Below are 23,897 nucleotides of genomic sequence, written 5' to 3'. Positions count from 1 at the left end.
TAGGGGAAGCTTAATTGTAGGGCGTGTCGTGGTCGGAATGCTGAGAAACCGATACGGTTTCCCGCAGGGGAAAAGGGGAGTGGGTTCTCAGGGGGGTAGGAAATGCCTCGACCGGAACGACCGCTGGATGCTGCGCAAGGTGCGGTTCAGCGCTTTGCCGCAGACCTGCGCAAGCTTCGTCACGACGCGGGCGCGCCGACGTATCGGCAGCTCGCGGCGCGCAGCGGTTACGCCGTCTCGACCGTCGCGGCCGCCGCGGGAGGGCGACGGCTGCCGACGCTGGACGTCGCTCTCGCCTATGCGATGGCCTGCGGAGGAGACAAACAGGAATGGTCGGCGAAATGGCAGGCCGCTGCCGTCGCCGTGGCCGAGGCGCGCGGTGCTCCCGAGGGGACGAGCCGGGCGCCGTACTGCGGCCTGAGCAGTTTCCGGGCCGATGACGCTGATCTTTTCTTCGGACGGGAACGTCTCGTGGCCGAGGTCGTCGAGCGAATTGCGGACCATCGGGTCACCGTCGTTCTCGGGCCGTCCGGTGCGGGGAAGAGTTCGCTGCTCGCGGCCGGAGTCGTGCCCGCGCTGCACCGGGCGGGTCAGCGGGCCGCACTGCGCACGATCATCATGTCGCCGGGCGGCCGCCCCTGGGCGAGTCTGCTCGACGAACTGGGTGCGGCGGGGGACGACGAGGCCGCGGTCACCGAGGCGGTCGATGCGTTGCCGTCCGGCACGGCGCTGCTGATCGTCGTGGACCAGTTCGAGGAGCTCTACACGCTGTGCGACGCGGACGAGCGCACAGCGTTCATCGACGGTGTGCTCGCGCTGGCCGGTCGTGAGGACCGGCGGATCCGGCTGGTGCTGGGCGTGCGCGCCGACTTCTACGGCCGCTGCGCCGAGCACCCCGGGCTGATCGAGGTCCTGCGGTGCAACCAGGTGCTCGTGGGGCCGATGGGCCGCGAGGAACTGTGCGAGGCGGTGAGCAGGCCTGCGCTGTCCGTGGGGCTGTCGGTGGAACGCGCGCTGCTCGTCACCGTCGTGAACGAGGCCGTCGGGCAGGCGGGTGTGCTGCCGTTGCTGTCGCACGCCCTCCTGGAGACCTGGCGCCGGCGTCGCGGTGACGTGCTGACCACGGCCGGTTTCGCTGCGGCGGGCGGCATCAACGCCGCTGTCGCGCGCACCGCGGAGGCCGCGTTCGGCGCGCTCGACCCCGCCGCTCAGGCGCTGGCCGCCGAGATGCTGCTCAGACTGCTCGTCCTGGACGAGGACACGGGCGCGGCGGTGCGCCGCCGGGTGGAAGTCGTCGAACTGCTCGGCCTCGCCCCGGACGCGGACGCGGTGGTCGACCGGCTCGCCTGCGCCCGGCTGATCACGGTCGACCAGAACACGGCCGAGATCGCGCACGACGCCGTGCTCACGGCGTGGCCGAGGCTGCGCGGGTGGATCGACGACCACCGCGACGCGCTGCGCGTGCACCGCTCGATCGCCGAGGCGACCCGGATCTGGGCGGGTGCCGGGCACGATCCCGCGACCCTCGCGGCGGGCGCCCGGCTGGAGCACCTGCGCGCCTACGCCGACTCCGCCACGGCGCCCGTCCGGCTCAGCCAGGAGGAGCGGGCGTTCCTCGACGAGAGCACCGCGCAGGCTCGGCGGGCCGAAGCGGCGGTCCGGCGGCGGTCCAGGCGGTTGACCGCGGTGACCGCCGCCGCCGTCGTCTGCGCGATCGTCGCGGGCGTGCTCGCGGTCGTCGCCGGCAACGCCCGCACCGACGCGCTGAACTCCCGCAACAACGCGCTGTCCCGGCAACTCGCGCTGACCGCGGCGAAACTGCGCGACACCGACCCGGCGCTCGCGGCGCAGATCTCCGTCGCGGGACACGGCATCGCGCACACGACCGAGGCGAGGTCGGCGCTGCTCGAATCGTCGTCCTCGGCGCTGCCCGTCCGCTACCTCGGTGGCGCCGGCCCGACCGCGATGGACGCCTCGGCGGACGGTGCCGTGGTCGCTGTCAGCGACGCGACCGACGGTTCGGTGCAGTTGTTCACCAGGGTGGACGGCAGGCTGGTCCGCGCGAAGAAGTTCATGCCGAGACAGCGGCGGGGTGCGGTGGTCTACGCGCTGACGTTGTCACCCGACGGCCGCACGCTCGCCGTCGGCGACGTCGACGCGACCATCACGCTCTGGCGCATCTCCGATCCCCACGACCCCAGATCGCTCGGCGGCCCGATGGGCGCGAACGGTCCGGTCGAACGCCTCGACATCGACCAGAGCGGCACCCAGCTCGCGGCGGCCGGAGGCGACCGGGTCCTGCGGTGGGACATCACCGACCTGGCGAACCCGCGCCCGCTCGAGCCCCTGCCCGCGTCCTCGAGGACCAAGACGGTCACCTACGGAGCCGACGGGTTGCTGGCGTCCGGGACCGAGTCGGGCACCGTGCACCTGTGGAACACCGCTGGTACCGAGCTCGCGGTCCTCGGCACGGGCGGGCGGCCGGTCCCGGCCGTGTCGATCTCCCCGGACGGCCGCACCCTCGTCGCGGGATCGCACGACTGCTCGTTGCGGGCCTGGAACATCTCCGAACCCCGGTCACCCAGCGCGCTCGAACAGCGGTCGGCCCCTTTCGACCTCCGGGTGACCGCGACCGCGTTCAGCCCCGACGGCCGTCACCTGCTGGCGAGCAGTGCCGACTCCACGATCCGGGTGCTCGACGCCACGACCTGGTCGACCCTGCAGACCCTGCCGCACCCGGACGTCGTCAGCTGGGCCACCTTCACCGACGGCGGCCGGTCTGTCGCCTCCGTCGCCAGCGACGGCGCGTTGCGGATCTGGCCCCTGTCCCCGCGACGGCATTCGGACGCGCCGATCGCCGACACGCCGTTCAGTGCCGACGGCACCCGGATGGCCGTCCTGGCCGAGGGCAGTGCCTCGCTGTGGGACACCTCGAAGTCCCTCGAACCGCTGGTCACCGGACTGAAGTCGGATGGCGCGACGTTCAGCGGTGCCGGCGACCTGTCCGGTGACGGCACCCGGCTCGCCGCGGGCACGACCGGAGGCGAGGTGCACCTGCTCGACGTCACCGACGCCGCGCACCCCCGCGTACGGCACCGGCTCGGCGGTTCGCACGACGAGGTGACGGCCGTGGCGTTCAGCCCGGACGGCACCCTGCTCGCCGCCGGGGGCCGGGACACGTCCGTCCGCGTCTGGAACCTCTCGGATCCCCTGCGGCCCGTGCTCGTGACCGTGCTGGACACGCCGGAGAACCTCGTCCTGGACCTCGACTGGCACCCCTCGGGCGAGGTGCTGGCCGCGGCGAGCGGCGACAGCACCACCTACCTGTTCGACCTGACCGGCACGCCCCGGCTGCTGAACAGGCTCGGAGGTCTGAACAGCTACGCCTACAGCGCCGTGTTCAACCCCTCGGGGACGGTGCTCGCCGTCGGTGGCGTCGACAGCGTCGTGGTCCTGTGGGACGTCACCGATCCGGGGGCGCCCCGCAGGACCGGTGAGCTCACCGGTCCCACCGGCCGGATCTTCGAGCTCTCCTTCCACCCGGACGGCGGAGTGCTCGCCGCCGCCGTGATCGACGGCTCCACCTGGCTGTGGAACGTCGCCGACCCGGCGCGGGCCACCCGGACCGCGGTCCTGTCCGCCACCGGCTCACCGGTGAACACGGCGGTCTTCCGGCCGGTCGGCGACCTGCTCCTGACCGGGGGAGGGGACCGGGCGCTGCGCACGTGGCAGACCGACGAGGACGCCGTCACCGCCGCGATCTGCGCCGGCACCGGTGACCCGCTGACCGAGCGCGAATGGCACCGGTACCTGCCGGAACTGCCGTACGCGCCGGTGTGCCCGCTGGACTGAGCTTGTTCGCTCGTCCGGTTGTCCACGGGCGGGTTTTCCGGGCGGGATCCGGGTTATCGGACAACGCCGGGGTCCGTAGACCTGGTCGGGCAACCACGTTCGACCAGAGGGGATCCGATGTTCCAACGACAGTTCGCGTGGCCGGCTGTGCTGGCCCTCGTCGCGGTGTTCGGGCTGGCGAGTCCCGGTGCCGCGGTGGCCTCGCCGGTGCCGGCACCCGCCGCGTACGCGGTGCAGCCGTCCGGCGACTTCTCAGCGGCGGCCTCGCCGGTGTGCTCCGCGACCAAGAGCTACGGCGTCATCCGCTACCAGGCGTGTTTCCGGTACAACTGCGACAGCGACAGCTGTTTCCGGGTCTCGTACATCGGTCTGATCAACACGGCGGCCAGTGCGCGCACAGTGCGGTACCGCATCTTCGGGTCCAGCGACCCCAATGGCGACGACTCGTTCCTCGAGGTCGACGACAGCATCACGCTGGCCGCAGGCCAGCAGCGCACGATCAACTCGCCGGGCCGCTGGGAGACGCCGTGCGCCTGGTGGGCGAGCGCCTGGCTCCACGTGAAGCACGGCAGCAGCGACTGGAGTGCCGCGGCCCAGGCCAAGGGCTTCATGTACTGCGTGTGATCCACCGAGCCGGGTGACGGCAGCGGGCCGCGTGAGGGGTCGGCCCGCTGCCGTTCAGCCGATCTCGCCCATCCGCTGCCGCACCAGGTCGCGCACCACGTCGTCGGGCAGCGGCGTCTCCGGGGTGAACCGCACGGTGCCCTTGGAGAGCGAGAAACCGGCCAGCCGGTCCCGCACCACGTCCACGGCCGCGGGGCTGAACGGGAACACGGCCAGGTGGTCCTTGGCCGCCTTGAACCCGAGCAGCGGCTTGCCGTTGAGCCTCAGGGCGGCCAGGCCGTAGCTCAGCCCCTGCTCGGCCGCCGGGGCCAGTTCCTCGGCCAGCGCGCGGATGCGGGTGAACGCGGCGCGTGCCGGGGCGTCGAGGCTCGCGAAGTAGTCGTCAACGTCGGCCATGGCGGCACGCTACTCGCGGGAAGCGCTCCGCGAGCGAACCTGTGGCAGGTGGCGGGACCATGGCGTCTCCTTCTCGATACAGAGACCTGGACCACCCTCGGTTGCACGTCCAATAGTAGGAAGTCAAACTATTCTCATGGCGACCACTCTGCACAAGCCGGTGAACCCGGTGCGCTTTGTGACCGCGTCCAGCCTGTTCGACGGCCACGACGCGGCTATCAACATCATGCGGAGGATCCTGCAGTCGCAGGGTGCGGAGGTCATCCACCTCGGCCACAACAGGTCGGTGTCGGAGGTCGTCGACGCGGCGATCCAGGAGGACGCCCAGGGCATCGCCATCAGCGCGTACCAGGGTGGGCACGTCGAGTACTTCTCGTACCTGGTCGAGCTGCTCAACGAGCGCGGCGCCGGGCACATCCGGGTCTACGGCGGCGGTGGCGGCGTCATCGTCCCCGAGGAGATCGAGCTGCTGCACTCGCGCGGGGTCGCGCGGATCTTCTCGCCGCAGGACGGGCAGACGCTCGGCCTCGCCCGGATGATCAACCTGATGATCGAGGAGTGCGACCACGCGCTGACGGAGCCGTTCAGCCACGACGCGCTGCTGACGGGAGCGGACGAGGCCCTGGCGCGCGCGATCACGCACATCGAGGCCGGTACCGCGGAGCCGCTGACGACCACGCGCAAGGTGCCGGTCCTGGGCATCACCGGCACCGGTGGCTCGGGCAAGTCGTCGCTCACCGACGAGCTGGTGCGCCGCTTCCGGCTCGACCAGCAGGACAAGCTGCGCATCGCCGTGCTCGCCGTCGACCCGACGCGCCGGCGTGGTGGTGGCGCGCTGCTCGGCGACCGCATCCGGATGAACTGCCTCGACGGCGACCGCGTGTTCTTCCGTTCGCTGGCCACGCGCCGTGCGGGCAGCGAGATCCCGGACGGCCTGGAGCAGGCCATCGTGGCGTGCAAGGCGTCCGGTGCCGACCTGGTCATCGTCGAGACGCCCGGTATCGGTCAGGGTGACGCGGCCATCGTGCCGTTCGTCGACTTCTCGCTGTACGTGATGACGCCGGAGTTCGGTGCCGCGTCGCAGCTCGAGAAGATCGACATGCTCGACTACGCGGACGCCGTGGCGATCAACAAGTTCGAGCGCCGCGGTGCCGAGGACGCGCGCAGGGACGTCGCGCGGCAGATGGTGCGCAACCGCGAGGCGTTCGGCGTCAAGTGGGAGGAGATGCCGGTCTACGGCACGTCCGCCGCGACGTTCAACGACGACGGCGTGACGGCGCTCTACCAGTTCCTGCGCGACGGCCTGGTGGAGCACGGTCTCGCGGTGCAGGAGGGCGCGCTCCCCGTCGTCTCCGGCAAGACGTCGACCTCCGCGTCCACGGTCGTGCCCGCCTCCCGTGCGCGCTACCTCTCCGACATCTCCGACACGGTGCGCGGCTACCACCGCAGGACCGAGGAGCAGGTCGAGGCGGTCCGCAGGCACAGCCAGCTCGCCGGTGCGCAGAAGGCTCTGGAGGCAGCGGGCAAGGGCGTCGCGGACATCGCGGAGCTGGCGGCGGAGGCCGAGCGCGAGGTGGACCGCGAGACGGCGGACCTGCTGAGGGCCTGGCCGGCGACCGTCGAGCAGTACTCCGGCGACGAGCTCGTGTTCAAGGTGCGGGACAAGGAGATCCGCACCAGGCTCACGCGCGAGACATTGTCCGGCAACCAGGTCCGCCGGGTCAGCCTGCCCCGCCACGACGACGAGGGTTCGTTGCTGCGGTTCCTGCGCAAGGAGAACCTGCCGGGCTTCTTCCCGTACACGGCAGGGGTTTTCCCGTTCAAGCGCGAGGGCGAGGACCCGGCGCGCATGTTCGCGGGCGAGGGTGACGCGTTCCGCACCAACCGCCGCTTCAAGTACCTGTCCAAGGGCAACCCGGCCACGCGCCTGTCCACGGCGTTCGACTCGGTGACGCTCTACGGCCGCGACCCCGACACCCCGCCGGACGTCTACGGCAAGATCGGCACCTCCGGCGTCTCGATCGCGTCGCTCGACGACATGAAGGCCCTGTACGACGGCTTCGACCTGGTCGCGCCGACGACGTCCGTGTCGATGACGATCAACGGCCCGGCGCCGACGATCCTCGCGTACTTCCTCAACACGGTGATCGACCAGCAGGTCGAGAAGTTCAAGGCGGACAACGACCGCGAGCCCGACGCGGACGAGTACGCGAGGCTCAGGGCGTTCGCGCTGGCCAACGTCCGCGGCACCGTTCAGGCCGACATCCTCAAGGAGGACCAGGGCCAGAACACCTGCATCTTCTCCACGGAGTTCTCGCTGCGCATGATGGCGGACATCCAGGAGTGGTTCATCCAGCAGCAGGTCCGCAACTTCTACTCGGTGTCGATCTCGGGCTACCACATCGCCGAGGCCGGGGCGAACCCCATCAGCCAGCTCGCCTTCACGCTCGCCAACGGCTTCACCTACGTCGAGTCGTACCTGGCGCGCGGCATGAACATCGACGACTTCGCGCCGAACCTGTCGTTCTTCTTCTCCAACGGCATGGACGCCGAGTACAGCGTCATCGGCCGCGTGGCGCGCCGCATCTGGGCCGTGGCCATGCGCGACCGCTACGGCGCCGCGGAGCGTTCGCAGAAGTTCAAGTACCACGTGCAGACGTCGGGCCGTTCGCTGCACGCGCAGGAGATGGACTTCAACGACATCCGCACGACGCTGCAGGCCCTCTGCGCGCTGTACGACAACTGCAACTCCTTGCACACCAACGCTTACGACGAGGCGATCACCACTCCCACGGAGTCGTCCGTCCGCCGCGCGATGGCCATCCAGATGATCATCAACAAGGAGTGGGGCCTCTCCGCGAACGAGAACCCGCTGCAGGGCTCGTTCGTCATCGACGAGCTGACCGACCTCGTCGAAGAGGCCGTGCTGATGGAGTTCGACCGCATCTCCGAACGCGGCGGCGTGCTGGGCGCGATGGAGACCGGCTACCAGCGCGGCCGCATCCAGGACGAGTCGATGCTCTACGAACAGCGCAAGCACGACGGCTCGCTGCCGCTGATCGGCGTCAACACCTTCCTGCCCGAGAGCGGCGAACGCGAGGTCGTGAAGATCGAGCTCGCGCGCGCCACCGAGAAGGAGAAGGAGTCGCAGGTCAACCGCACCCGCGCCTACCAGGCCGCACACCGCGACGAGGCGCAGAAGGCGCTGGCGCGGCTGCGCGAGGTGGCGCAGACGAACGAGAACGTGTTCGCGGTGCTGATGGACGCGGCCCGCGTGTGCACGCTCGGGCAGATCACCGAGGCGTTCTTCGAGGTGGGCGGGCAGTACCGCCGCAACATCTAGGCGCAGCAACGGCGTGGTGGCCGCTCATCGACCTCTGTCGGTGGGCGGCCATTTCGCGTGGATCGCTGTTGACAGAGGCCGTGGCGCTCCAGGGGACGAAGCGGGGGCCGTCGCAGATCGAACTGTGGGCACACAGCTGTCCGGCGATGGGGTGCGGCTACGGCATGGTCCCCCGCGCCATGACATCGCGGACCTGTCCGGGGCGAGCGTGCCCTCCGAGGGCTACGACTGGTCGCTGATCATTGACCACGACAACGTGCACAAGAACCTGGTCGGCTGGGTGCACACGCGCGACATCGACTAGACCGCGTAGGGCCGGCCGACGATCCACCCGCCGACGTGGCCGGGGAGCTCGTCGGTCGGCACCAGCTCCACCGGGTCGCCGACGTTCACCACGCCCGGCCGCACCACCCAGCTGTCCAGGCACAGCACGCCACCGAACTCGCGCCGGATCCGGCGGTGCACGTCGAGGTCCTGCGCCCCGGTGTCCGGGTCGATCGTCGTGACCACGCACCGGGCGCGCTTCTGGTACATGCCGATCACGACGTCGCCGGCCACCAGCGCGTGCGCCGGCCAGGAGTCCTCCTCGCCGGGCTCGACGCCACCGACGAGGATGTTGGGCCGCAACCGCCGCACGTCGACGCCCGCGGCCTCGACCTGGCCGTCCGTGGCCACCAGGACGTTCAGCACGTCGAAGCGCTCCGGGCCGGTGTAGCGGGTCAGCCTGCCGCCGAACGGGAGCACCCGCTCGTGGGCCTGCCAGCTGTCCCAGGGGTGCCCGTCCACCAGCGGTCCGTCCGGGCCGGTGGTCGCCGGGATGGTGAGCAGGCCGTACCGGGTGCGTCCGGTCAGCACGCCGTGCGGGCCCCGCACGTGCACCAGGCGGTCGCCCTCGACGCCGTCCGGGGTGAACGCGGCCTGCTGGATCTCCTCGCCGCCCAGCGACTTCACCGGGTAGCGCCACAACGCCTTGACGTGCATGGTCGTCACTCCGCGGGGATCTCGTCGGTGGAGTCCGGATCGACGCGGCGCTCGGACTCGGTGATCTTCACGTCGTTGATGCTCGCCTCGCGCCTGCGCATCAGGCCGGACTCGGCGAACTCCCAGTTCTCGTTGCCGTAGCTGCGCCACCACTGGCCCTCGTCGTCGTGCCACTCGTACTGGAAGCGCACGGCGATGCGGTCGTCGCCGAACGCCCACAACGACTTGCGCAGCACGTACTCATGCTCGCGCTCCCACTTCCTCGTCAGGAACGCGACGATCTCGGCGGTGCCGCGGACGAACTCGGACCTGTTGCGCCACACCGAATCCGGCGTGTACGCGGCGGCGACGCGCACCGGATCCCTGGTGTTCCAGGCGTCCTGGGCCGCCTGGACCTTGAGGCGGGCGGTCTCGGCGTCGAACGGGGGCGAGAGAGTCACGACGGTCCTTCCAACGGTTGGGCGACGCCGCAAACGTTAGAACGGTTTTCTAACGGATGCAAGCTCGTGTTACCGTTAGGTGTGCTGACGCCCGCCGAACCCCGTCCGGTCCTGCTGATGAACACCATCTGGGCCAATCGGTCGCAGGTGCACGACGACCTGACGACTGTCGGTGGGCTCCGCGACTTCCTGGGCGTTCCGGTGGACGAGGCCGATCTCGACGCGTTCCGCGCGTTGCGGCAGGCGCTGCGCGACCTCGCGGGCGTGCTGACCGGGGACACGCGTGCGGTCGCGCGGGATCGTGACCTGGAGCGGGCCGTGGCCGAGGTCAACCGGGCGGCGCGCAGTGCCCAGCGGTGGCCGCAGCTGACCGTGCGGGACGGAGAACTGTTGCGGCACAACGAAAGCGCCGGATCGCTCGCGGACCGCGAGCGCGCCTCGATCGCCGCGGAGGCCGTGGACCTGTTCACCGGTGAGGACAACGTCCTGTTGCGCGCCTGTTATGCACCGGGCTGCGTGCTCTACTTCGTGAAGGACCACCCGCGCCGGGAATGGTGCTCGCCGTCGTGCGGCAACAGGGTTCGCGCGGCTCGCCACTACCGGCGCAATCGGGGTGAATCCCCTGGTCCGAACGGGTTTTCCTGATCAGCGGGGGTAAACATGGGCCGCCCCGGTTCCGATGAAACGGACAACAGTGTGGGGCGCGTTCTGTGTGGTGGTGATCCGCGATGTCCCGAGAATCCGTGCCAGGTCACGACATCAGCTATCACCTCGTCTGCTTCGACGAGACGGGCAACGAGCGGGGGCGGGACAGCGCCGACGTGCTGTACGACGCCCGCCAAGGCGTCACGGACGTCTTCTTCTTCATCCACGGGTGGAACGGCGACGTGCCGGCCGCTCGCGATCAGTACGGCCGATGGGTCGCGACGATGGCCGGCTGCCGGGCCGAACGTGAAGCGGCACACCGGCTTCCGGGCGGTTTCAAGTCCCTGCTCGTCGGCCTGCACTGGCCGTCGAAGGCGTGGGGAGACGAGGACGTGCGGTCGGACGAGTTCATCAAGGCGCAGGCCGACCGCCTCGGCGGCGGCGCCGGGCGCACGGCCGCCGTGCGCACGATCGTCCAGGCCGCCCGGCAGCACCCGTGCCGGATGTCGGCCACGGTCAAACAGGCTTACGACTACCTGGAGAGCTCGGTCCCGGACCTGCCGGGCGAGGACGGGATGGCGTTCGACGCCGAGCAGCTCTACCGGGCGTGCCTGGAGGACCCGGCGCTGGGCGGCATCCTGTCGCCGCTGCGGATCCTGACGTTCTGGAAGATGAAGCGGCGCGCCAAAGTGTTCGGCGAGAGCGGCGCGGCCAGGATCGCCCGCGACGTCGCCCAGGCCGCCCCGAACGCGCGCATCCACCTGATGGGCCACAGCTTCGGCTGCATCACCGCCACCGCGATGGCGAACGTGGTGCCCGCCGCGACGCTGACCCTCGTGCAGGGCGCGATGTCGCTGTGGTCGTTCGCGGAACGGCTGCCCGGCGAACCCGGCTCCGGCTACTTCCGCGGCGTGCTCGGCCGCGTGCCCGGCCCGATCATCGTCACCACGTCGTCGAACGACTACGCCATCGGCCGTTTCTACCCGCTGGCCGCGCGGTCGGGCCGGCAGGTCGATCTCGACGAGTACCCGAAGTACGGCGGCCTCGGCTCGCACGGCGTGCAGGGCACCTACGCGCACGGCCACGACATCGGCTCTCCCGGCGAGCTCCTGCGCGGGCAGGTGCACAACGTCGACTGCACGTCCGTGATCCGCCGGATCGACGGGATCGCGGGCGCGCACAACGACATCTGCCACCCGGAGCTGGCACGCTTGCTGTGGAAGGCGGTGATGGCCCGCTAGACCGGGGTTGAGCTGCCCAGGCGCAGCACGATCTGGGGCACCAGAGTGCTGCCCAGGCAGGGGCGCAGGTCCGCGCGCAACGCGGACAGGCTCATCGCGTCGTGGGCGGGGGAGACGGCGAACCCGGCCGTCGCCGCGGTCAGCACGACGCGCTGCATCGCCTGCCCCGCACGGATTTCGGCCGCTGCGCCCTGGGCGAAGGTGCACAGCACCAGCTCGGTTGTGCTGCGCACGTGCAGCCAGGCACGCTCCACTTCGGCCGCCCGCGACAGCAGGCCGCGCCAGACGGCGAGCTCGGGGAACGTCGTCCACGTGCGACGGTTCGCGTTCAGCGACCGCAGCAGCGCCAGCACGTCCGAGCCCGGTTCCTGGTAGCCGCCGAGCCTGATGGCCGCCGCCGCGTCGTGCGCGCTCGGCCCGGGCAGCAGCGTCACCAGTGGACGGATGCCGTGGCCCTGCAGCGCCAGCCGGGCGATGAGCAGCGCCGCCCCGCAGGCCAGCCGCGTCTCCCGGCCGTGCGGCCCGGTGGTGTGCAGCTCGATCTGCTCGGGACGCACCTCGAACCGCACGCCGGGAGCGGAGGCTCTGGCCAGGGAGAGGACGCCGCGCACTTCCTCACTCGCTAGTCCGAGTGCGCCGGGCACGGTGACGGTCATGGTCATACTGTCCGGCCGGAACGACGGGCGAGCCACGGTCGAAGGTCCTCATTTCCTAGGGCCGTGAGTTGGTCGAAAATGTGCGAATCTAAGCGGCGTGCCTGATCTGCCTGGTCGCCGCGACCTCGACGAGCTGCTCGACGAGGTCCGGGACCGCATGGACGAGATCGTGACCACCCGCGACCACATGCAGGAACTGCTGGGCGCGGTGCTCGCCGTCGCGTCCGGTCTGGAACTCGAGCCGACACTGCTGCGCATCGTCCAGGCGGCCGTGGACCTGGTCGGTGCCCGCTACGGCGCGCTGGGCGTGCTCGGCACCCGCGACGACCTCTCGGAGTTCCTCCACGTCGGCGTGGACGAGGTGACCCGCGGGTCCATGGGCCACCTGCCCGAGGGCAAGGGCCTGCTCGGGCTGCTGATCAAGGACCCGACGCCGCTGCGCCTGCGCGACCTCGCGCGGCACGAGATGTCGGTCGGCTTCCCGCCCAACCACCCGCCGATGCACAGCTTCCTGGGCGTGCCCGTCCGCGTGCGCGACGAGGTGTTCGGCAACCTCTACATGACCGAGAAGATCGGCGCCGCCGAGTTCACCGCCGACGACGAGGCCGTTCTGCTGGCCCTGGCCGCCGCCGCGGGCATCGCGATCGAGAACGCCCGCCTGTTCGAACGCTCCCGCATGCGCGAGCGGTGGCTGGAGGCGATCGGCGAGGTCAACTCCGAGCTGCTGGGCGGTGCCTCCGGCGAGTACGCGCTGCGCCTCATCACCCAGCGCACCGTCGAGCTCACCGGCGCCGACTCGGCCCTGGTCGTCCTGGGCGACGGCCGGCACACACCGCTGTCCGTCGCCGCCAGCGCGGGCGTGAAGATCGACGGCTTCGACGCCGCCGACCACGCCGTCGAGGACGTGATCCGCTCCGGCGTGCCGCTCCTGGCGGACGACCTCGGCTCGGCGTTCGGCCCGGCCCTGGCCGTCCCGCTGCGGTCGGAGATGGGCGTGACGGGCGCCCTCGTCGTGCTGCGGCAGGGCGGCGGGACCCGCTTCCTGCCCGACCAGGTCCCGATGCTCGCGTCGTTCGCCGACCAGGCGGCCGTCGCCCTGGAATTCGCCGAGCAGCAGCGCTCGCAACGCCTGCTCGACGTGCTGGAGGACCGCGACCGCATCGCCCGCGACCTGCACGACCACGTCATCCAGCGCCTGTTCGTCACCGGCCTCACCCTGCAGTCCACCCTGCGCCGCATCACCGAACCCGAGGTGGCCGCGCGCCTGCGGACCGCCGTCGAACAGCTCGACGAGACGGTCCGCGAGATCCGCACGTCGATCTTCGACCTGCACTCGAACGACAACACCTCGCTGCGCCGCCGCCTGCTCGACCTCGTCGCGGGCCTGACCGAGACGACGCACCTCAAGCCGTCCGTCCGCATGTCCGGCACCGTGGACAACTCGGTACCACCCGAACTGGCCGAGCACGTCGAGGCCGTCGTGCGCGAGGCCGTCACGAACTGCGTGCGGCACGCGCGGGCGACCGAGCTGACGGTGCTGATCGACGCCGGTGAGGACGTCGTGATCACCGTGCAGGACAACGGTGTGGGCCTCCCGGCCGAGGCGGCGCGCAGCGGCCTGCGCAACCTGGCGCACCGTGCGTCGATGTTCGGCGGGTCGCTGGCGGTGACGGCGCCGGAGGGCGGCGGGGCGTGCGTGGTGTGGCGGGTCCCGCTCACATAGGCACGCGGGTGCCGCCGGCACCGGGTGGCCAGCGCACCCCGTCGAGCGGGACGTCCGCAGCCGGATCTCCTGGCAGCGCGCGGAAAGGCTCAGCGGGAACCACGCTGACGCGATTCACTCGAACGCACTAGTGCTGCGGCTTGTCGCCATCCTTGCGGAACTGCGACGCGAACACTGCGGCCTGCGTGCGGCGCTGCATGCCGAGCTTCGCCAGCAGGTGCGAGACGTAGTTCTTGACCGTCTTCTCGGCGAGGAACATGCGCTCGGCGATCTGCCGGTTGGTCAGGCCCTCGCCGATCAGGTCGAGCACCGTGCGCTCCTGCTCGCTGAGCACGCGCAGCGGGTCGCCCTCCTCGCGCTCGCGGCGGATCCGGTTGAGCAGCGCGGAGGTCGTGCGGGCGTCCAACAGGGACTGTCCTGCCGCGACGGTGCGGACGGCGTTGACCAGGTCCGCGCCCAGGATCTGCTTCAGCACGAAGCCGGAGGCGCCGGCCATGATCGCGTCGAACAGGGCCTCGTCGTCCGCGAAGCTCGTCAGCATCAGGCACTGCAGCCCCGGGACGCGGTTGCGCAGGTCGCGGCACAGCTCGATGCCGTTGCCGTCGGGGAGCCTGATGTCGAGCACCGCCACGTCGGCCTGCGCACCCGGCACCTTGGCCAGGGCCTCCGCCACCGATGCGGCGTCACCGACCACCTCGAGATCGGACTCCTCGCCGAGCAGGTCCGCTATGCCGCGCCGGACGATCTCGTGGTCGTCGACGAGGAAAACACGCGTCGCCATGGGGGCCACGGTAGCCCAAAGACCCTGACACGAGGGGACCAACGGCACGCGGCTCACTACGACGATCGGGCTTATTTTCAGATCATGAGCGGACTGCCCGTTGTCGTCGGAGTCGACGGTTCCACCTCCGCGCTCGCCGCGGTGGCGTGGGCTGCCCGCGCGTGCATGCGCCACGGTGCGCCGCTGCGGTTGGTGCACGCCTACACGTTGCCCACACGCGGGTATCCGGAGGTCATCTCGTCAGCGCGTGACCTGCGTTCAGCCATGTACGACCAGGGCCGGATGTGGCTCTCTCAAGCCGTTGCCGTCGCACAGGCCGAAGCGCCTGATGTGCCCGTGGAGCACGACCTGCGCATGGAACATCCCACGCCCGTGTTGATCGCGGAGTCTGCACGCGCACGAGAAGTGGTGGTGGGGTCGCACGGGCTGGGCGGGTTCACCGGAGCGTTGGTCGGCTCAACGGCTGTGGCGCTGTCGATTCACGGTGAGTGTCCCGTGGTGGTGGGCGTCGACCTCTCGCCCGAATCGGACGCGGCCATCGGCTTCGGGTTCGAGGAGGCGGCGGCGTCCGGTACGCCGTTGGTGGCGGCGATGGCGCACGACGACGAGCAGTCGCCGGCGCTGGACACGCGAATGTCCGGGTGGCTGGAGAAGTACCCGGACGTCGCGGTGGAACAGCTCGTGGTGGGGGAGCGGCCGATCCCGTTGCTGCTGGAGCTCGGGCAACGGGCCGGACTGCTCGTGGTCGGGTCGCGGGGGCGTGGCGGATTCGCCGGGATGCTGCTCGGGTCTACCTCGCAGGCCCTGATCTACCACGCCCCGTGCCCGGTGGCCGTCGTCAGGCCTGCTTGATCGCGGAGATCTCGAACTCCAGGACGACCTTCTCGCTCACCAGCACGCCACCGGTCTCCAGGGCGGCGTTCCAGGTGACGCCGTAGTCCTTGCGGTTGATGGTGTGCGAGCCCTCGAAGCCGACGCGGGTGTTGCCGAACGGGTCGACGGCCACGCCCTCGAAGGCGAACGGGATGGTGATGCTCTTGGTGACGTCCTTGATGGTGAGGTCGCCAGTGATCTCGAAGTTGTCGTCGTCGACCTGCTTCGCGGAGGTCGAGACGAACTTGATCTCCGGGTACTCCTCGACGGCGAGGAAGTCGTTGGTCGTCAGGTGACCGTCGCGCTGCGCGTTGCGGGTGTCGATGCTCGCGACCTTCACGGTCACCTCGGCGGTGGTGTTCTCCGGCTTGTCACCGTCGATGGAGATCTTGCCGTCGAACTCGTTGAACGCACCACGAACCTTGGTGACCATCGCGTGGCGCGCGACGAAGCCGATGCGGGAGTGCGAGGCGTCGATGACGTAGTCGCCGGTCAGTTCGGAGAGGTTGGTGGCGGTGGTCATGGTGTCCCAGTCCTTCGGTTGTGCGATTTGGTTGAAGTGTCACTCATCTTGCTCGAACCTGGATGATGTGTCAACTATTCCCGTATGCTGAAGCGGTGACACGATGGTTGGAACCTGAGCAGCAGCGGGCCTGGCGCGCCTACGTCCGCATGCAGGGGGAGCTCAACGCGCATCTGAGCAAGCGGATGTCGGTCGACTCGGACATCTCGATGGCCGACTTCGCCGTGCTGGTGCAGCTCACCGACACGCCTGATGAACGCGTGCGCGTGCTGGAGCTCGCACGGTCCCTGCACTGGGAGAAGAGCCGCATCTCACATCACGTCGCACGGATGGAGAAGCGCGGGCTGGTGCGCAGGGAGAACTGCAGCAGCGACGGGCGCGGGTCGTTCGTCGTGCTGACGGACCAGGGCCGGTCCGCGATCGAGGAGGCGGCGCCCGCTCATGCCGAGACGGTGCACCAGCTGGTCTTCGACCTGCTCACCGACGCCGAGGTCGAGGCGCTGGGATCGATCTCCGAGAAGATCTTCACCCGCTTAACGACAGGAGAATGTGCGGCGGTAATCGCTCGGTGCGATGCCGACGACGCGGTGGAAGTGGTGCCGGAGGAGGGCGGCTGTCCCGAAGCCTGACCTGGTCGCGACCGTGTCGACGTCCAGGTCTGTCTCCTCGAGCAACCTGCGCGCGTGGAGCACCCGCTGCAGCGACAGCCACTTGTTCGGAGTGGTGCCGGTCTCCGCGGCGAACCTGCGCGCGAAAGTCCGTTCGGACATGACGGCGAGCTTCGCCATCGACGCCACCGTGTGGTTGTCCGCGATCGTGTCGAGCACCTGCTCCAGCACCGGTTCCAGGCTGTCCGAGCTGCACTCCGGGATCGGGAGCTCCACGAACTGCCGCTGACCGCCGTCGCGCTGCGGGGCCACGACCATCCGGCGCGCGATCGTGTTGGCGACCTTGGTGCCGAGTTCCCGCCTGACCAGGTGCAGGCAGGCGTCGATGCCCGCCGCCGTGCCGGCGCTGGTGATGATGTTCCCGTCGTCCACGAACAGCACGTCGGGGTCGAGCCGCGCCTTCGGGAACCGCTCCTGGAACTGCCGAGCCTCGTGCCAGTGCGTCGTGCAGTGCCGGTCGTCGAGCAGGCCGGCCGCGCCGAGGACGAACGCCCCGCTGCACACGCTGAGCAGTGTCGCGCTGGTCTCGCGGAGCGCCTTGACCAGCTTCTCCGGGTAGTCGTCGCGGACGCGCACGGCGGGCAGCGCGACGAGGTCGACGCTCTGCAGCGCGTCGAACCCGTGCTCCGGCGTGATGCTCACGCCGCGGATGCTCGTCGGCACCGGCTGGTTCGGGATCTCCCCGCACACCCGGAAATCGATCAGCGGCACGCCCTCCTCGGTCCGGTCGATGCCGAACACCTCGCAGAGCAGGCCGAACTCGAACGGCGCGACGCCGTCGATGAGGGGAACCGCCACCGATCGCAGCATGGCAGGATATTAGCGCGCGACGTCAGATCTGCCACTTTTGGCGGGATATCGCTGACCGCAAACTTACTGACATGACTCTTGCAGCGATCGTCCTCGCAGTGGCCGCCCTCTCCGCCTGGCTCGACCGGCACCGCGACCGCACCGCCGGTCTGGCCGGATCTTCCGACGTCACCGACCGCGACCGCGTCCGCGTTCGCGACGAACTCCGCTACCTCACCTGATCCCAGGTCGCGCGATCGTCGGCTGAGGTCCCGTGTAGCGGGCGACCGGACGGATGATCTTCGTGTCCTCGGACTGCTCGAGCGCGTTGGCACACCATCCGACCACCCGGCTGCACGCGAACGTCGGCGTGAACATCTCGCGCGGGATGCCGCACTGCTCCATGAGCACGCCGGCGTAGAACTCCACGTTCGCGTACAGCTGCCGGCCGGGCTTGAGCTCGGCCAGCAGCTCCGTGACCCTGCGCTCGACGGTGACCGCGAACTCGGTGAGCCGGGTCGGCTGCTCCTGGGCGATCTCCTTGAGCAGGCGTGCCCGCGGGTCCTCCGTCTTGTAGACGGCGTGCCCGAAACCCATGATCCGGTCGCCCTGTTCGATGCGGTCCCGCACCCAGGCGTCGATGTTGTCCGGCGTCCCGATGAGGTCGAGCGCCTCCAGCGCCCGGTCCGGCGCGCCACCGTGCAGCGGTCCGGAGAACGTCCCGATGGCCGCCGTCACCGCGGACACGACGTCCGCTCCCGCGCTCGCGACCACGCGCGCGGTGAACGTCGAGGCGTTGAAGCCGTGGTCGATCGTGGCGATCAGGTACTGCTCGACAGCACGGCTCGCCCACGTTGACGGCTCCTGTCCAGTCAACATGTACAACCAGTTCGCCGACGTGGACAGATCCACCCTGGGGTTGACGGGATCAAGTCCGAGCTTGAGCCGGTGCAGTGCCGCCAGGATCGTCGGCGTCATGGCGCTGACCTGGAGTGCGTCGGCTTTTCGCTGGCTCATCGGCGCGTCCCACATCGGCTGCGACGGCAGCATCGACAACGCGGTCCGCAGCCCGGCCAGCGCCGTGCAGCCCGACCGCGCGATCGCGGGCAGCACCTCGCTGACGGTCGCCGGCAGCTCTCGCAACGCGGCGGTCCGCGTGGCGAAGAGCGCGGCCTCGTCCGCCTCCGGCAGCCGGCCCTCGGCGAAGAGGAACCACACGTCCTCGAACGACCGCGTCCTGGCCAGCTCGATCGCGTCGTGCTCGCGGTAGTGGTAGTAGCCCGCGGCACCGTTCACGTCCCCGATCAGGGTCGTGGTGACGACGACATCTTTAAGCCCTTTGGGTGCATCAATCAACATGGATGCAAGGCTCCGTCAACATGTCTTGTACAGTCAACGTTGATGGAATCAATGTTGACGACGACTCAAGCTGCCCGCCGACTCGGCGTGAAACCGGCGACGGTGTACTCGTACGTCAGCCGCAAGCTCCTGACCAGCAAGAAGGTCAACCGCCAGAGCATGTTCGACGTCGCCGAGGTCGAAGCCCTGGCGCAACGCACTGGTGCCCGCGGCGCGGTGTCCGCTGTGACGGATCGCATCCGCACCCGCATCTCCCTGCTGGAGAAGGACCGCCTCCACTACCGGGGCCGCTCCGTCCCCGAGCTCGCGAGCACCAAGCGCTTCGAGGACGTCGCGCACTGGCTGTGGACGGGAATCGACTCGGAGGGCGTGCAGTTCCCCGAGGGCCAGGAGATCTGGATGGCCCTCCCGGAGAGCGCCACCCTGACCGACCGGATCCGGGTGGCCGTGGTCCTCGCGAGCGCCGGCGACCCGCTGAGGTTCGACCTCGACCGGGCCATCACCACGGCCATGTCCCTAATCGCCGACGTCGTCGAGTCCCTGCCGCTGCTGGGAAGGCCCGCCGGCACCGACATCGCCGACCGCCTCTGGGCCCGCCTGTCCCCGGAACCCCCGCGGACCGACCTGCTCAACGCCGCTCTGATCCTCCTGGCCGACCACGACCTGGCCATCTCGACCATGGCCGCCCGGGTCGCCGCGTCGGCCCACGCCCACCCGTACGCCGTCGTCTCCGCGGGTCTGGGCGCGATGGAGGGCCAGCGGCACGGCGCCGCCGCGACGATCGCGCACCGCTTCCTGACCCAGGCCGCGGCCGACCCGATGGGCACCGTCGCGGAGCACCTGCGGGCGGGCCAGCCGATCCCCGGCTTCGGGCACCGCATCTACCGGTCCCGCGACCCGCGCGCCGACCACTTCCTGGCGATGCTGCGCGGCTCCGGCGACCTGGTGGTGGACAAGGTGATCGCCACCCAGCCCAAGACGTTCCCGAACATGGACCTGGCGCTGGCGCAGTTCGGGCTGACGTTCTCGATGCCGCCGACGGCGGGGGAGGCCATCTTCTCGATCGCACGCATCGCGGGGTGGGTCGCGCACGCGATGGAGGAGTACAAGGAGCCGGGTCTGCGGTTCCGGACGATGGGCGTCTACACGGGCGACAGGCCGTAGCCGAGCGCACGCGGGGAGCTTTCGTGCGGTAAGACAGCACGAAGGGCCCCCGCGTGGCGTTGGCGCCGGAGGCCGGGTGGAGTGCTGTCCGCCCTCCTGGCTGCTGGCGTGATCGCGCCGGGAAGCGGACCATCGGAACCATGAGATTGTCCGCCGTGGACAACCTGAAGGTGATCCTGGTGGCGTGGGTCATCGGCGGCCATGCGCTGCTGGGCTACGCCGCGATCGGCGGCTGGCCCTACGACGAGGTCAACGAGGTCACGTTCCACCCCGGGGTGGAGACGGTGCTGGCGGCGTTGATCGGGCCGTCGGGGTTGTTCTTCATGGGCACCTTCTACTTCATGGCCGGGATCTTCACGCCCGGCTCGATCGAGCGCAAAGGGCGGCAGCGGTTCATCGCGGACCGGCTCGTGCGGCTGGGGACGCCGTGGGTGGTCAGCGCTGTCGTCGTCTGGCCGACGTTCGTGTGGATCGCCTACAACGGGGCCGGGCGGGACGTCTCGTGGTGGCAGGCGTTCACGGACCGGCGGCCGTTCCTGGACAGCGGGTCGCTGTGGTTCGTGGGAGTTTTGCTGATCTTCAGCATCGCGATCGCGCTGGCGCCGCCCGTCAAGGAACGTGCCATCACGCCGCGGACCGTCGTGGGCATGGCGTTGATCGTCGCGGGCACGACCTTCCTGACGCGGCTGGTCTTCCCGGCGCGCAGCGGGCAGGTCGGGGACCTGCACCTGTGGTGGTGGCCGCAGTGCCTGGGGATGTTGCTGCTCGGCGCGATCGGCGGGCGCAAGCTCGCGGAACGGGTGCCGGACGCCATCTACCGCATGACCCGCAACGTCGTCATCGGCACGATCGCGGTCCTGCCGGTCGCGGCGGCGCTCATGGGTGTGCTGGACCTGGCCGGGAACGCGGAGCCGTTCCTCGGCGGGTTCAGGTGGCAGGCCGCGACTCTCGCCCTCGTCGAGGGGATCCTGGTGGTGGCGGGGAGTCTGTGGCTCATCGGGCTGGCACAACGCCGGCTGACGCGCCAGGGGCCCTTCGCGGAGGGACTGGCGCGGTCCGCCTACGTCGCGTTCGTCGTGCAGGGGCCGATCCTGCTCACGCTCGCGACCGGCCTGCGCCCGCTGGACCTCCCCGCGGAGGTGAAGGCCCCGCTGGTGGGCGCGGGCGCGATCGCGTTGTCCTTCTGGATCGGCTGGTACGTCACTTCACGCCGAGGCGCTTCAGCACGCTCGTCGTGATGCCGGCGGCGTCCAGGCCGTGCGCGCGCAGGATGCGGGCCCGGGAGTCGTGCGGAAGGAAGCGCGGTGGCAGCGCGAAAGTCGCCACGCAGGTCGGGGAACCGGTCAGGGCCTGGCCCAGACGTGCGCCCAGGGCTCCGGTGGACGTCGTGTCCTCCACGGCGAGAACCAGGCGGTGCTGGCCGCTGTACTTGACGAGGTGCGGGTCCAGGGGCGCCGTCCAGCGCGGGTCCACGACGCTGACGCGGACGTCGTGCGAGGCGAGCTCCTCCGCCGCCGCCAGGCAGGGGCCTGCCAGCGGGCCGACCGAGACCAGGAGCACCTCGGCGCCCGGTTCCTCGCGCAGCACGTCGAAGTGGCTCACGCGGTGCAGCGCGGGCACGTCCGGGCCGATGGACGCCTTCGGGTAGCGCACCACCGTGGGGCCGTCCGAGACCTCGACGGCCTCGCGCAGCAGTGCGGCCAGCGAGGCCGGATCGCGCGGCGCGGCCAGCCTCAGGCCGGGGACCACGGGCAGCACCGAGGCGTCCCACATGCCGTGGTGCGACGCGCCGTCCGGGCCGGTCACGCCGGCCCGGTCCAGCACGAACGTCACCGGGAGCCGGTGCAGGGCCACGTCCATCAGCAACTGGTCGAAGGCGCGGGACAGGAACGTCGCGTAGACGGCGACGACCGGGTGTAGCCCTCCCATCGCCATGCCGGCGGCGGACGTCACGGCGTGCTGCTCCGCGATCCCGACGTCGAAGACGCGCGCCGGGAACCGCTCGGAGAAAGGCCGCAGCCCCACCGGTTCCAGCATCGCCGCGGTCAGGCAGACGACGTCCGGGCGGTCCGCGCCGATGGCCACGATCTCGTCGGAGAACGCGTCGGTCCACGTCCGCCCGCGGTGGGCACCGGACGCGCCGACGGCGTGCATGCGGTCGGCCTCGTCGGTCTCGGCGGCGGTGTACCCCTTGCCCTTCACGGTCTTGCAGTGCACGACGACCGGGCGGCCGAGCGCTTTGGCCTCCCACAGGGCGTTCTCGACCGCGTGCACGTCGTGGCCGTCGACCTCGCCGATGTACGCGAGCCCCAGTGCCTCGAACAGCCCGCGGGCCGAGCCGTTCAGCAACGACGCGGCGAAGCCGCCCGCCGTCGGGTCGTAGGAACGGCCGTTGTCGTTGAGCAGCACCACGACCGGGCGCGACGAGCCACCGATGTTGTTCAGCGCCTCCCAGCACATGCCGCCGGTCAGCGCGCCGTCACCGACGACGGCGACGACCCGGCGGTCGGCGCCGCCGAGCTCGAACGCCTTGGCCAGACCGTCCGCATAGGACAGTGCGGTGGAGGCGTGCGAGTTCTCGATGACGTCGTGCGCGGACTCGGCCGCGGACGGGTAGCCGGACATGCCGCCGGCCTGCCGCAACGAGTCGAAGTCCGAGCACCGGCCCGTCAGCATCTTGTGCACGTACGACTGGTGCCCGGTGTCGAACAGCACCACGTCGGTGGGGGAGTTGAAGACCCGGTGCACGCCGATGGTCAGCTCGACGGCGCCCAGGTTCGGGCCGAGGTGCCCGCCGGTCCGGTGCACCTTGGAGATCAGGAACGACCGGATCTCCCCGGCCAGCGCGCCGAGCTCGGAGGACGAGAGCGCCCGGACGTCCGCGGGCGAGGTGATGTCAGCCAGCACGGCGCACCGCCAGCGGGAGGGTGAAGGCGATCGTCTCCGTCGCGGTGGTGTGCGTGGACACCGAGACGGTGCCCAGCGCCTCCAGGGCCGCCACGACCTCGTCCACGAGCTCGGGAGGTGCCGACGCGCCCGCGGACAGGCCCACCGACGTCACTCCGTCCAGCCAGGCCGGGTCGATCTCCGAGGCGTCGTCGATCAGGTGGGCCGGCGTGCCCACGCGGGAGGCGAGCTCGACCATCCGCACCGAGTTGGACGAGTTCCTCGACCCCACCACGAGCACCAGGTCCGACCGCGCGGCGACCTCGCGGATCGCGATCTGCCGGTTCGTGGTGGCGTAGCAGATGTCGTCGGAACCGGGCCCCCGCACGTGCGGGAACTTCCGCTCCAGCGCCTCGACCACCTCGGCCGTCTCGTCGACGGCCAGCGTCGTCTGCGTCAGGTAGGACACCGGGCCGGTGATCTCCAGTGCCTCGACGTCCGCCACGGTCTCCACCAGCACCATCCGGCCGGGCGCCTCGCCCAGCGTGCCCTCGACCTCCTCGTGCCCTGCGTGCCCGATCAGCACGATGGTGTCGCCGCGTTCGGCGAAGCGCCGTGCCTCGGCGTGCACCTTCGTCACCAGGGGACAGGTCGCGTCGAGCACGTCCAACGACCGTGCCTCGGCTTCCGCCCGCACGGCGGGGGAGACGCCGTGCGCGGAGAAGACCGCCGTGGCACCGACAGGCACCTCGGACAGTTCCTCCACGAACACGGCGCCCCGAGCTTCCAGCGCGCGCACGACGTGGATGTTGTGCACGATCTGCTTGCGCACGTAGATGGGGCCGCCGCGTTGGTCGAGCAGTCGTTCCACGATCTCGATGGCGCGCTCCACCCCGGCGCAGAACGACCGGGGTGAGGCGAGCAGCACCGAACGCGGCGGATGTTCCGTCATC

22 protein-coding genes are annotated in these 23,897 nt (G+C 70.3%); 12 read left to right on the top strand and 10 right to left on the bottom strand.

Going from position 1 to position 23,897, the window contains the following annotated elements; genetic code table 11:
- Positions 1-102: 102 nt before the first annotated feature.
- A complete protein-coding gene (locus ORI60_RS13855) occupies positions 103-3,852 on the top strand; it encodes a hypothetical protein (RefSeq protein WP_266037627.1) in 3,750 nt (1,249 codons plus the stop codon).
- Between the two features lie 117 nt (positions 3,853-3,969).
- Positions 3,970-4,476 (top strand): hypothetical protein, encoded by a 507-nt coding sequence (locus tag ORI60_RS13850; RefSeq protein ID WP_266037626.1) that lies wholly within the window; start codon positions 3,970-3,972, stop codon positions 4,474-4,476.
- A 54-nt stretch (positions 4,477-4,530) separates the two neighbouring features.
- Here the strand turns inward: ORI60_RS13850 and ORI60_RS13845 are convergent, their stop codons facing one another.
- Positions 4,531-4,872: an iron chaperone gene (locus tag ORI60_RS13845; protein WP_266037625.1), complete on the bottom strand. Its 342-nt coding sequence runs from the start codon at positions 4,870-4,872 to the stop codon at positions 4,531-4,533.
- Positions 4,873-5,008: 136 nt separating this feature from the next.
- Between ORI60_RS13845 and icmF the strand changes: the two genes are divergently transcribed.
- Together icmF and ORI60_RS13835 are read left to right on the top strand one after the other, a co-directional pair.
- Positions 5,009-8,215, top strand: a complete 3,207-nt coding sequence (gene icmF / locus ORI60_RS13840; protein ID WP_266037624.1) for a fused isobutyryl-CoA mutase/GTPase IcmF — start codon at positions 5,009-5,011, stop codon at positions 8,213-8,215.
- Between the two features lie 124 nt (positions 8,216-8,339).
- Positions 8,340-8,519, top strand: a complete 180-nt coding sequence (locus tag ORI60_RS13835) for a hypothetical protein (RefSeq protein WP_266037623.1) — start codon at positions 8,340-8,342, stop codon at positions 8,517-8,519.
- Here ORI60_RS13835 and ORI60_RS13830 read toward each other — a convergent pair.
- The gene (locus ORI60_RS13830; protein WP_266037647.1) at positions 8,516-9,196 is read right to left on the bottom strand and encodes an MOSC domain-containing protein; all 681 of its coding nucleotides are present in this window, start codon (positions 9,194-9,196) and stop codon (positions 8,516-8,518) included. The genes ORI60_RS13835 and ORI60_RS13830 overlap by 4 nt on opposite strands.
- Before the next feature lie 5 nt (positions 9,197-9,201).
- Positions 9,202-9,636: a nuclear transport factor 2 family protein gene (locus ORI60_RS13825; RefSeq protein ID WP_266037622.1), complete on the bottom strand. Its 435-nt coding sequence runs from the start codon at positions 9,634-9,636 to the stop codon at positions 9,202-9,204.
- A 117-nt stretch (positions 9,637-9,753) separates the two neighbouring features.
- Between ORI60_RS13825 and ORI60_RS13820 the strand changes: the two genes are divergently transcribed.
- Entirely contained in the window at positions 9,754-10,281 is a 528-nt protein-coding gene (locus tag ORI60_RS13820; protein WP_266037620.1) for a CGNR zinc finger domain-containing protein, read from the top strand.
- 83 nt (positions 10,282-10,364) lie between these two features.
- Entirely contained in the window at positions 10,365-11,522 is a 1,158-nt protein-coding gene (locus tag ORI60_RS13815) for a hypothetical protein (RefSeq protein ID WP_266037619.1), read from the top strand.
- On the opposite strand, the gene ORI60_RS13810 is transcribed toward ORI60_RS13815, so the two are convergent.
- Positions 11,519-12,178 (bottom strand): hypothetical protein, encoded by a 660-nt coding sequence (locus tag ORI60_RS13810; RefSeq protein ID WP_266037617.1) that lies wholly within the window; start codon positions 12,176-12,178, stop codon positions 11,519-11,521. The genes ORI60_RS13815 and ORI60_RS13810 overlap by 4 nt on opposite strands.
- Before the next feature lie 157 nt (positions 12,179-12,335).
- On the opposite strand from ORI60_RS13810, the gene ORI60_RS13805 reads away from it, so the two are divergent.
- Complete coding sequence (locus ORI60_RS13805) at positions 12,336-13,901, top strand: GAF domain-containing protein (protein ID WP_266037646.1); 1,566 nt, start codon at positions 12,336-12,338, stop codon at positions 13,899-13,901.
- A gap of 127 nt (positions 13,902-14,028) precedes the next feature.
- Here ORI60_RS13805 and ORI60_RS13800 read toward each other — a convergent pair whose 3' ends face one another.
- Positions 14,029-14,682 (bottom strand): response regulator, encoded by a 654-nt coding sequence (locus tag ORI60_RS13800; protein WP_266037616.1) that lies wholly within the window; start codon positions 14,680-14,682, stop codon positions 14,029-14,031.
- 84 nt (positions 14,683-14,766) lie between these two features.
- Here ORI60_RS13800 and ORI60_RS13795 point away from each other — a divergent pair, with 84 nt between their 5' ends.
- A complete protein-coding gene (locus ORI60_RS13795; protein ID WP_266037615.1) occupies positions 14,767-15,534 on the top strand; it encodes a universal stress protein in 768 nt (255 codons plus the stop codon).
- Here the strand turns inward: ORI60_RS13795 and ORI60_RS13790 are convergent.
- Positions 15,521-16,078, bottom strand: coding sequence for a YceI family protein (locus ORI60_RS13790; protein WP_266037614.1), 558 nt, complete (start codon positions 16,076-16,078; stop codon positions 15,521-15,523). The genes ORI60_RS13795 and ORI60_RS13790 overlap by 14 nt on opposite strands.
- A gap of 95 nt (positions 16,079-16,173) precedes the next feature.
- On the opposite strand from ORI60_RS13790, the gene ORI60_RS13785 reads away from it, so the two are divergent.
- Entirely contained in the window at positions 16,174-16,707 is a 534-nt protein-coding gene (locus ORI60_RS13785; RefSeq protein ID WP_266037613.1) for a MarR family winged helix-turn-helix transcriptional regulator, read from the top strand.
- Here ORI60_RS13785 and ORI60_RS13780 read toward each other — a convergent pair.
- Complete coding sequence (locus ORI60_RS13780; RefSeq protein ID WP_266037612.1) at positions 16,612-17,556, bottom strand: GlxA family transcriptional regulator; 945 nt, start codon at positions 17,554-17,556, stop codon at positions 16,612-16,614. The genes ORI60_RS13785 and ORI60_RS13780 overlap by 96 nt on opposite strands.
- Positions 17,557-17,627: 71 nt before the next feature.
- Here ORI60_RS13780 and ORI60_RS13775 point away from each other — a divergent pair, with 71 nt between their 5' ends.
- Positions 17,628-17,777: a hypothetical protein gene (locus ORI60_RS13775; RefSeq protein WP_266037611.1), complete on the top strand. Its 150-nt coding sequence runs from the start codon at positions 17,628-17,630 to the stop codon at positions 17,775-17,777.
- On the opposite strand, the gene ORI60_RS13770 is transcribed toward ORI60_RS13775, so the two are convergent.
- A complete protein-coding gene (locus ORI60_RS13770) occupies positions 17,770-18,894 on the bottom strand; it encodes a citrate/2-methylcitrate synthase (protein WP_266037610.1) in 1,125 nt (374 codons plus the stop codon). The genes ORI60_RS13775 and ORI60_RS13770 overlap by 8 nt on opposite strands.
- 42 nt (positions 18,895-18,936) lie before the next feature.
- Between ORI60_RS13770 and ORI60_RS13765 the strand changes: the two genes are divergently transcribed.
- The gene (locus ORI60_RS13765; protein ID WP_266037609.1) at positions 18,937-20,058 is read left to right on the top strand and encodes a citrate synthase; all 1,122 of its coding nucleotides are present in this window, start codon (positions 18,937-18,939) and stop codon (positions 20,056-20,058) included.
- A gap of 140 nt (positions 20,059-20,198) precedes the next feature.
- Positions 20,199-21,296, top strand: coding sequence for an acyltransferase family protein (locus tag ORI60_RS13760; RefSeq protein WP_266037608.1), 1,098 nt, complete (start codon positions 20,199-20,201; stop codon positions 21,294-21,296).
- On the opposite strand, the gene ORI60_RS13755 is transcribed toward ORI60_RS13760, so the two are convergent.
- Positions 21,259-22,965 carry a 1-deoxy-D-xylulose-5-phosphate synthase gene (locus tag ORI60_RS13755; protein ID WP_266037607.1) on the bottom strand — a complete coding sequence of 569 codons (1,707 nt, stop codon included), beginning with the start codon at positions 22,963-22,965 and terminating at the stop codon, positions 21,259-21,261. The genes ORI60_RS13760 and ORI60_RS13755 overlap by 38 nt on opposite strands.
- The gene (gene ispH / locus ORI60_RS13750; protein ID WP_266037606.1) at positions 22,955-23,896 is read right to left on the bottom strand and encodes a 4-hydroxy-3-methylbut-2-enyl diphosphate reductase; all 942 of its coding nucleotides are present in this window, start codon (positions 23,894-23,896) and stop codon (positions 22,955-22,957) included. The genes ORI60_RS13755 and ispH overlap by 11 nt, the downstream gene beginning before the upstream one ends.
- Position 23,897: the final 1 nt, after the last annotated feature.

This window comes from Lentzea sp. NEAU-D7, from assembly GCF_026242055.1.
Lineage (GTDB): Bacteria > Actinomycetota > Actinomycetes > Mycobacteriales > Pseudonocardiaceae > Lentzea.
This window is presented reverse-complemented; position numbering and strand designations above follow the sequence as displayed.

Excerpts from the sequence above, each read along its gene's own strand:
- ORI60_RS13855 (WP_266037627.1), top strand. The coding sequence starts at position 103 with ATGCCTCGACCGGAACGACCGCTGGATGCTGCGCAAGGTGCGGTTCAG.
- ORI60_RS13850 (WP_266037626.1), top strand. The coding sequence starts at position 3,970 with ATGTTCCAACGACAGTTCGCGTGGCCGGCTGTGCTGGCCCTCGTCGCG.
- ORI60_RS13845 (WP_266037625.1), bottom strand. The coding sequence starts at position 4,872 with ATGGCCGACGTTGACGACTACTTCGCGAGCCTCGACGCCCCGGCACGC.
- icmF (WP_266037624.1), top strand. The coding sequence starts at position 5,009 with ATGGCGACCACTCTGCACAAGCCGGTGAACCCGGTGCGCTTTGTGACC.
- ORI60_RS13830 (WP_266037647.1), bottom strand. The coding sequence starts at position 9,196 with ATGCACGTCAAGGCGTTGTGGCGCTACCCGGTGAAGTCGCTGGGCGGC.
- ORI60_RS13820 (WP_266037620.1), top strand. The coding sequence starts at position 9,754 with ATGAACACCATCTGGGCCAATCGGTCGCAGGTGCACGACGACCTGACG.
- ORI60_RS13815 (WP_266037619.1), top strand. The coding sequence starts at position 10,365 with ATGTCCCGAGAATCCGTGCCAGGTCACGACATCAGCTATCACCTCGTC.
- ORI60_RS13810 (WP_266037617.1), bottom strand. The coding sequence starts at position 12,178 with ATGACCGTCACCGTGCCCGGCGCACTCGGACTAGCGAGTGAGGAAGTG.
- ORI60_RS13805 (WP_266037646.1), top strand. The coding sequence starts at position 12,336 with ATGGACGAGATCGTGACCACCCGCGACCACATGCAGGAACTGCTGGGC.
- ORI60_RS13800 (WP_266037616.1), bottom strand. The coding sequence starts at position 14,682 with ATGGCGACGCGTGTTTTCCTCGTCGACGACCACGAGATCGTCCGGCGC.
- ORI60_RS13795 (WP_266037615.1), top strand. The coding sequence starts at position 14,767 with ATGAGCGGACTGCCCGTTGTCGTCGGAGTCGACGGTTCCACCTCCGCG.
- ORI60_RS13790 (WP_266037614.1), bottom strand. The coding sequence starts at position 16,078 with ATGACCACCGCCACCAACCTCTCCGAACTGACCGGCGACTACGTCATC.
- ORI60_RS13780 (WP_266037612.1), bottom strand. The coding sequence starts at position 17,556 with ATGCTGCGATCGGTGGCGGTTCCCCTCATCGACGGCGTCGCGCCGTTC.
- ORI60_RS13775 (WP_266037611.1), top strand. The coding sequence starts at position 17,628 with ATGACTCTTGCAGCGATCGTCCTCGCAGTGGCCGCCCTCTCCGCCTGG.
- ORI60_RS13770 (WP_266037610.1), bottom strand. The coding sequence starts at position 18,894 with ATGTTGATTGATGCACCCAAAGGGCTTAAAGATGTCGTCGTCACCACG.
- ORI60_RS13765 (WP_266037609.1), top strand. The coding sequence starts at position 18,937 with ATGGAATCAATGTTGACGACGACTCAAGCTGCCCGCCGACTCGGCGTG.
- ORI60_RS13760 (WP_266037608.1), top strand. The coding sequence starts at position 20,199 with ATGAGATTGTCCGCCGTGGACAACCTGAAGGTGATCCTGGTGGCGTGG.
- ispH (WP_266037606.1), bottom strand. The coding sequence starts at position 23,896 with ATGACGGAACATCCGCCGCGTTCGGTGCTGCTCGCCTCACCCCGGTCG.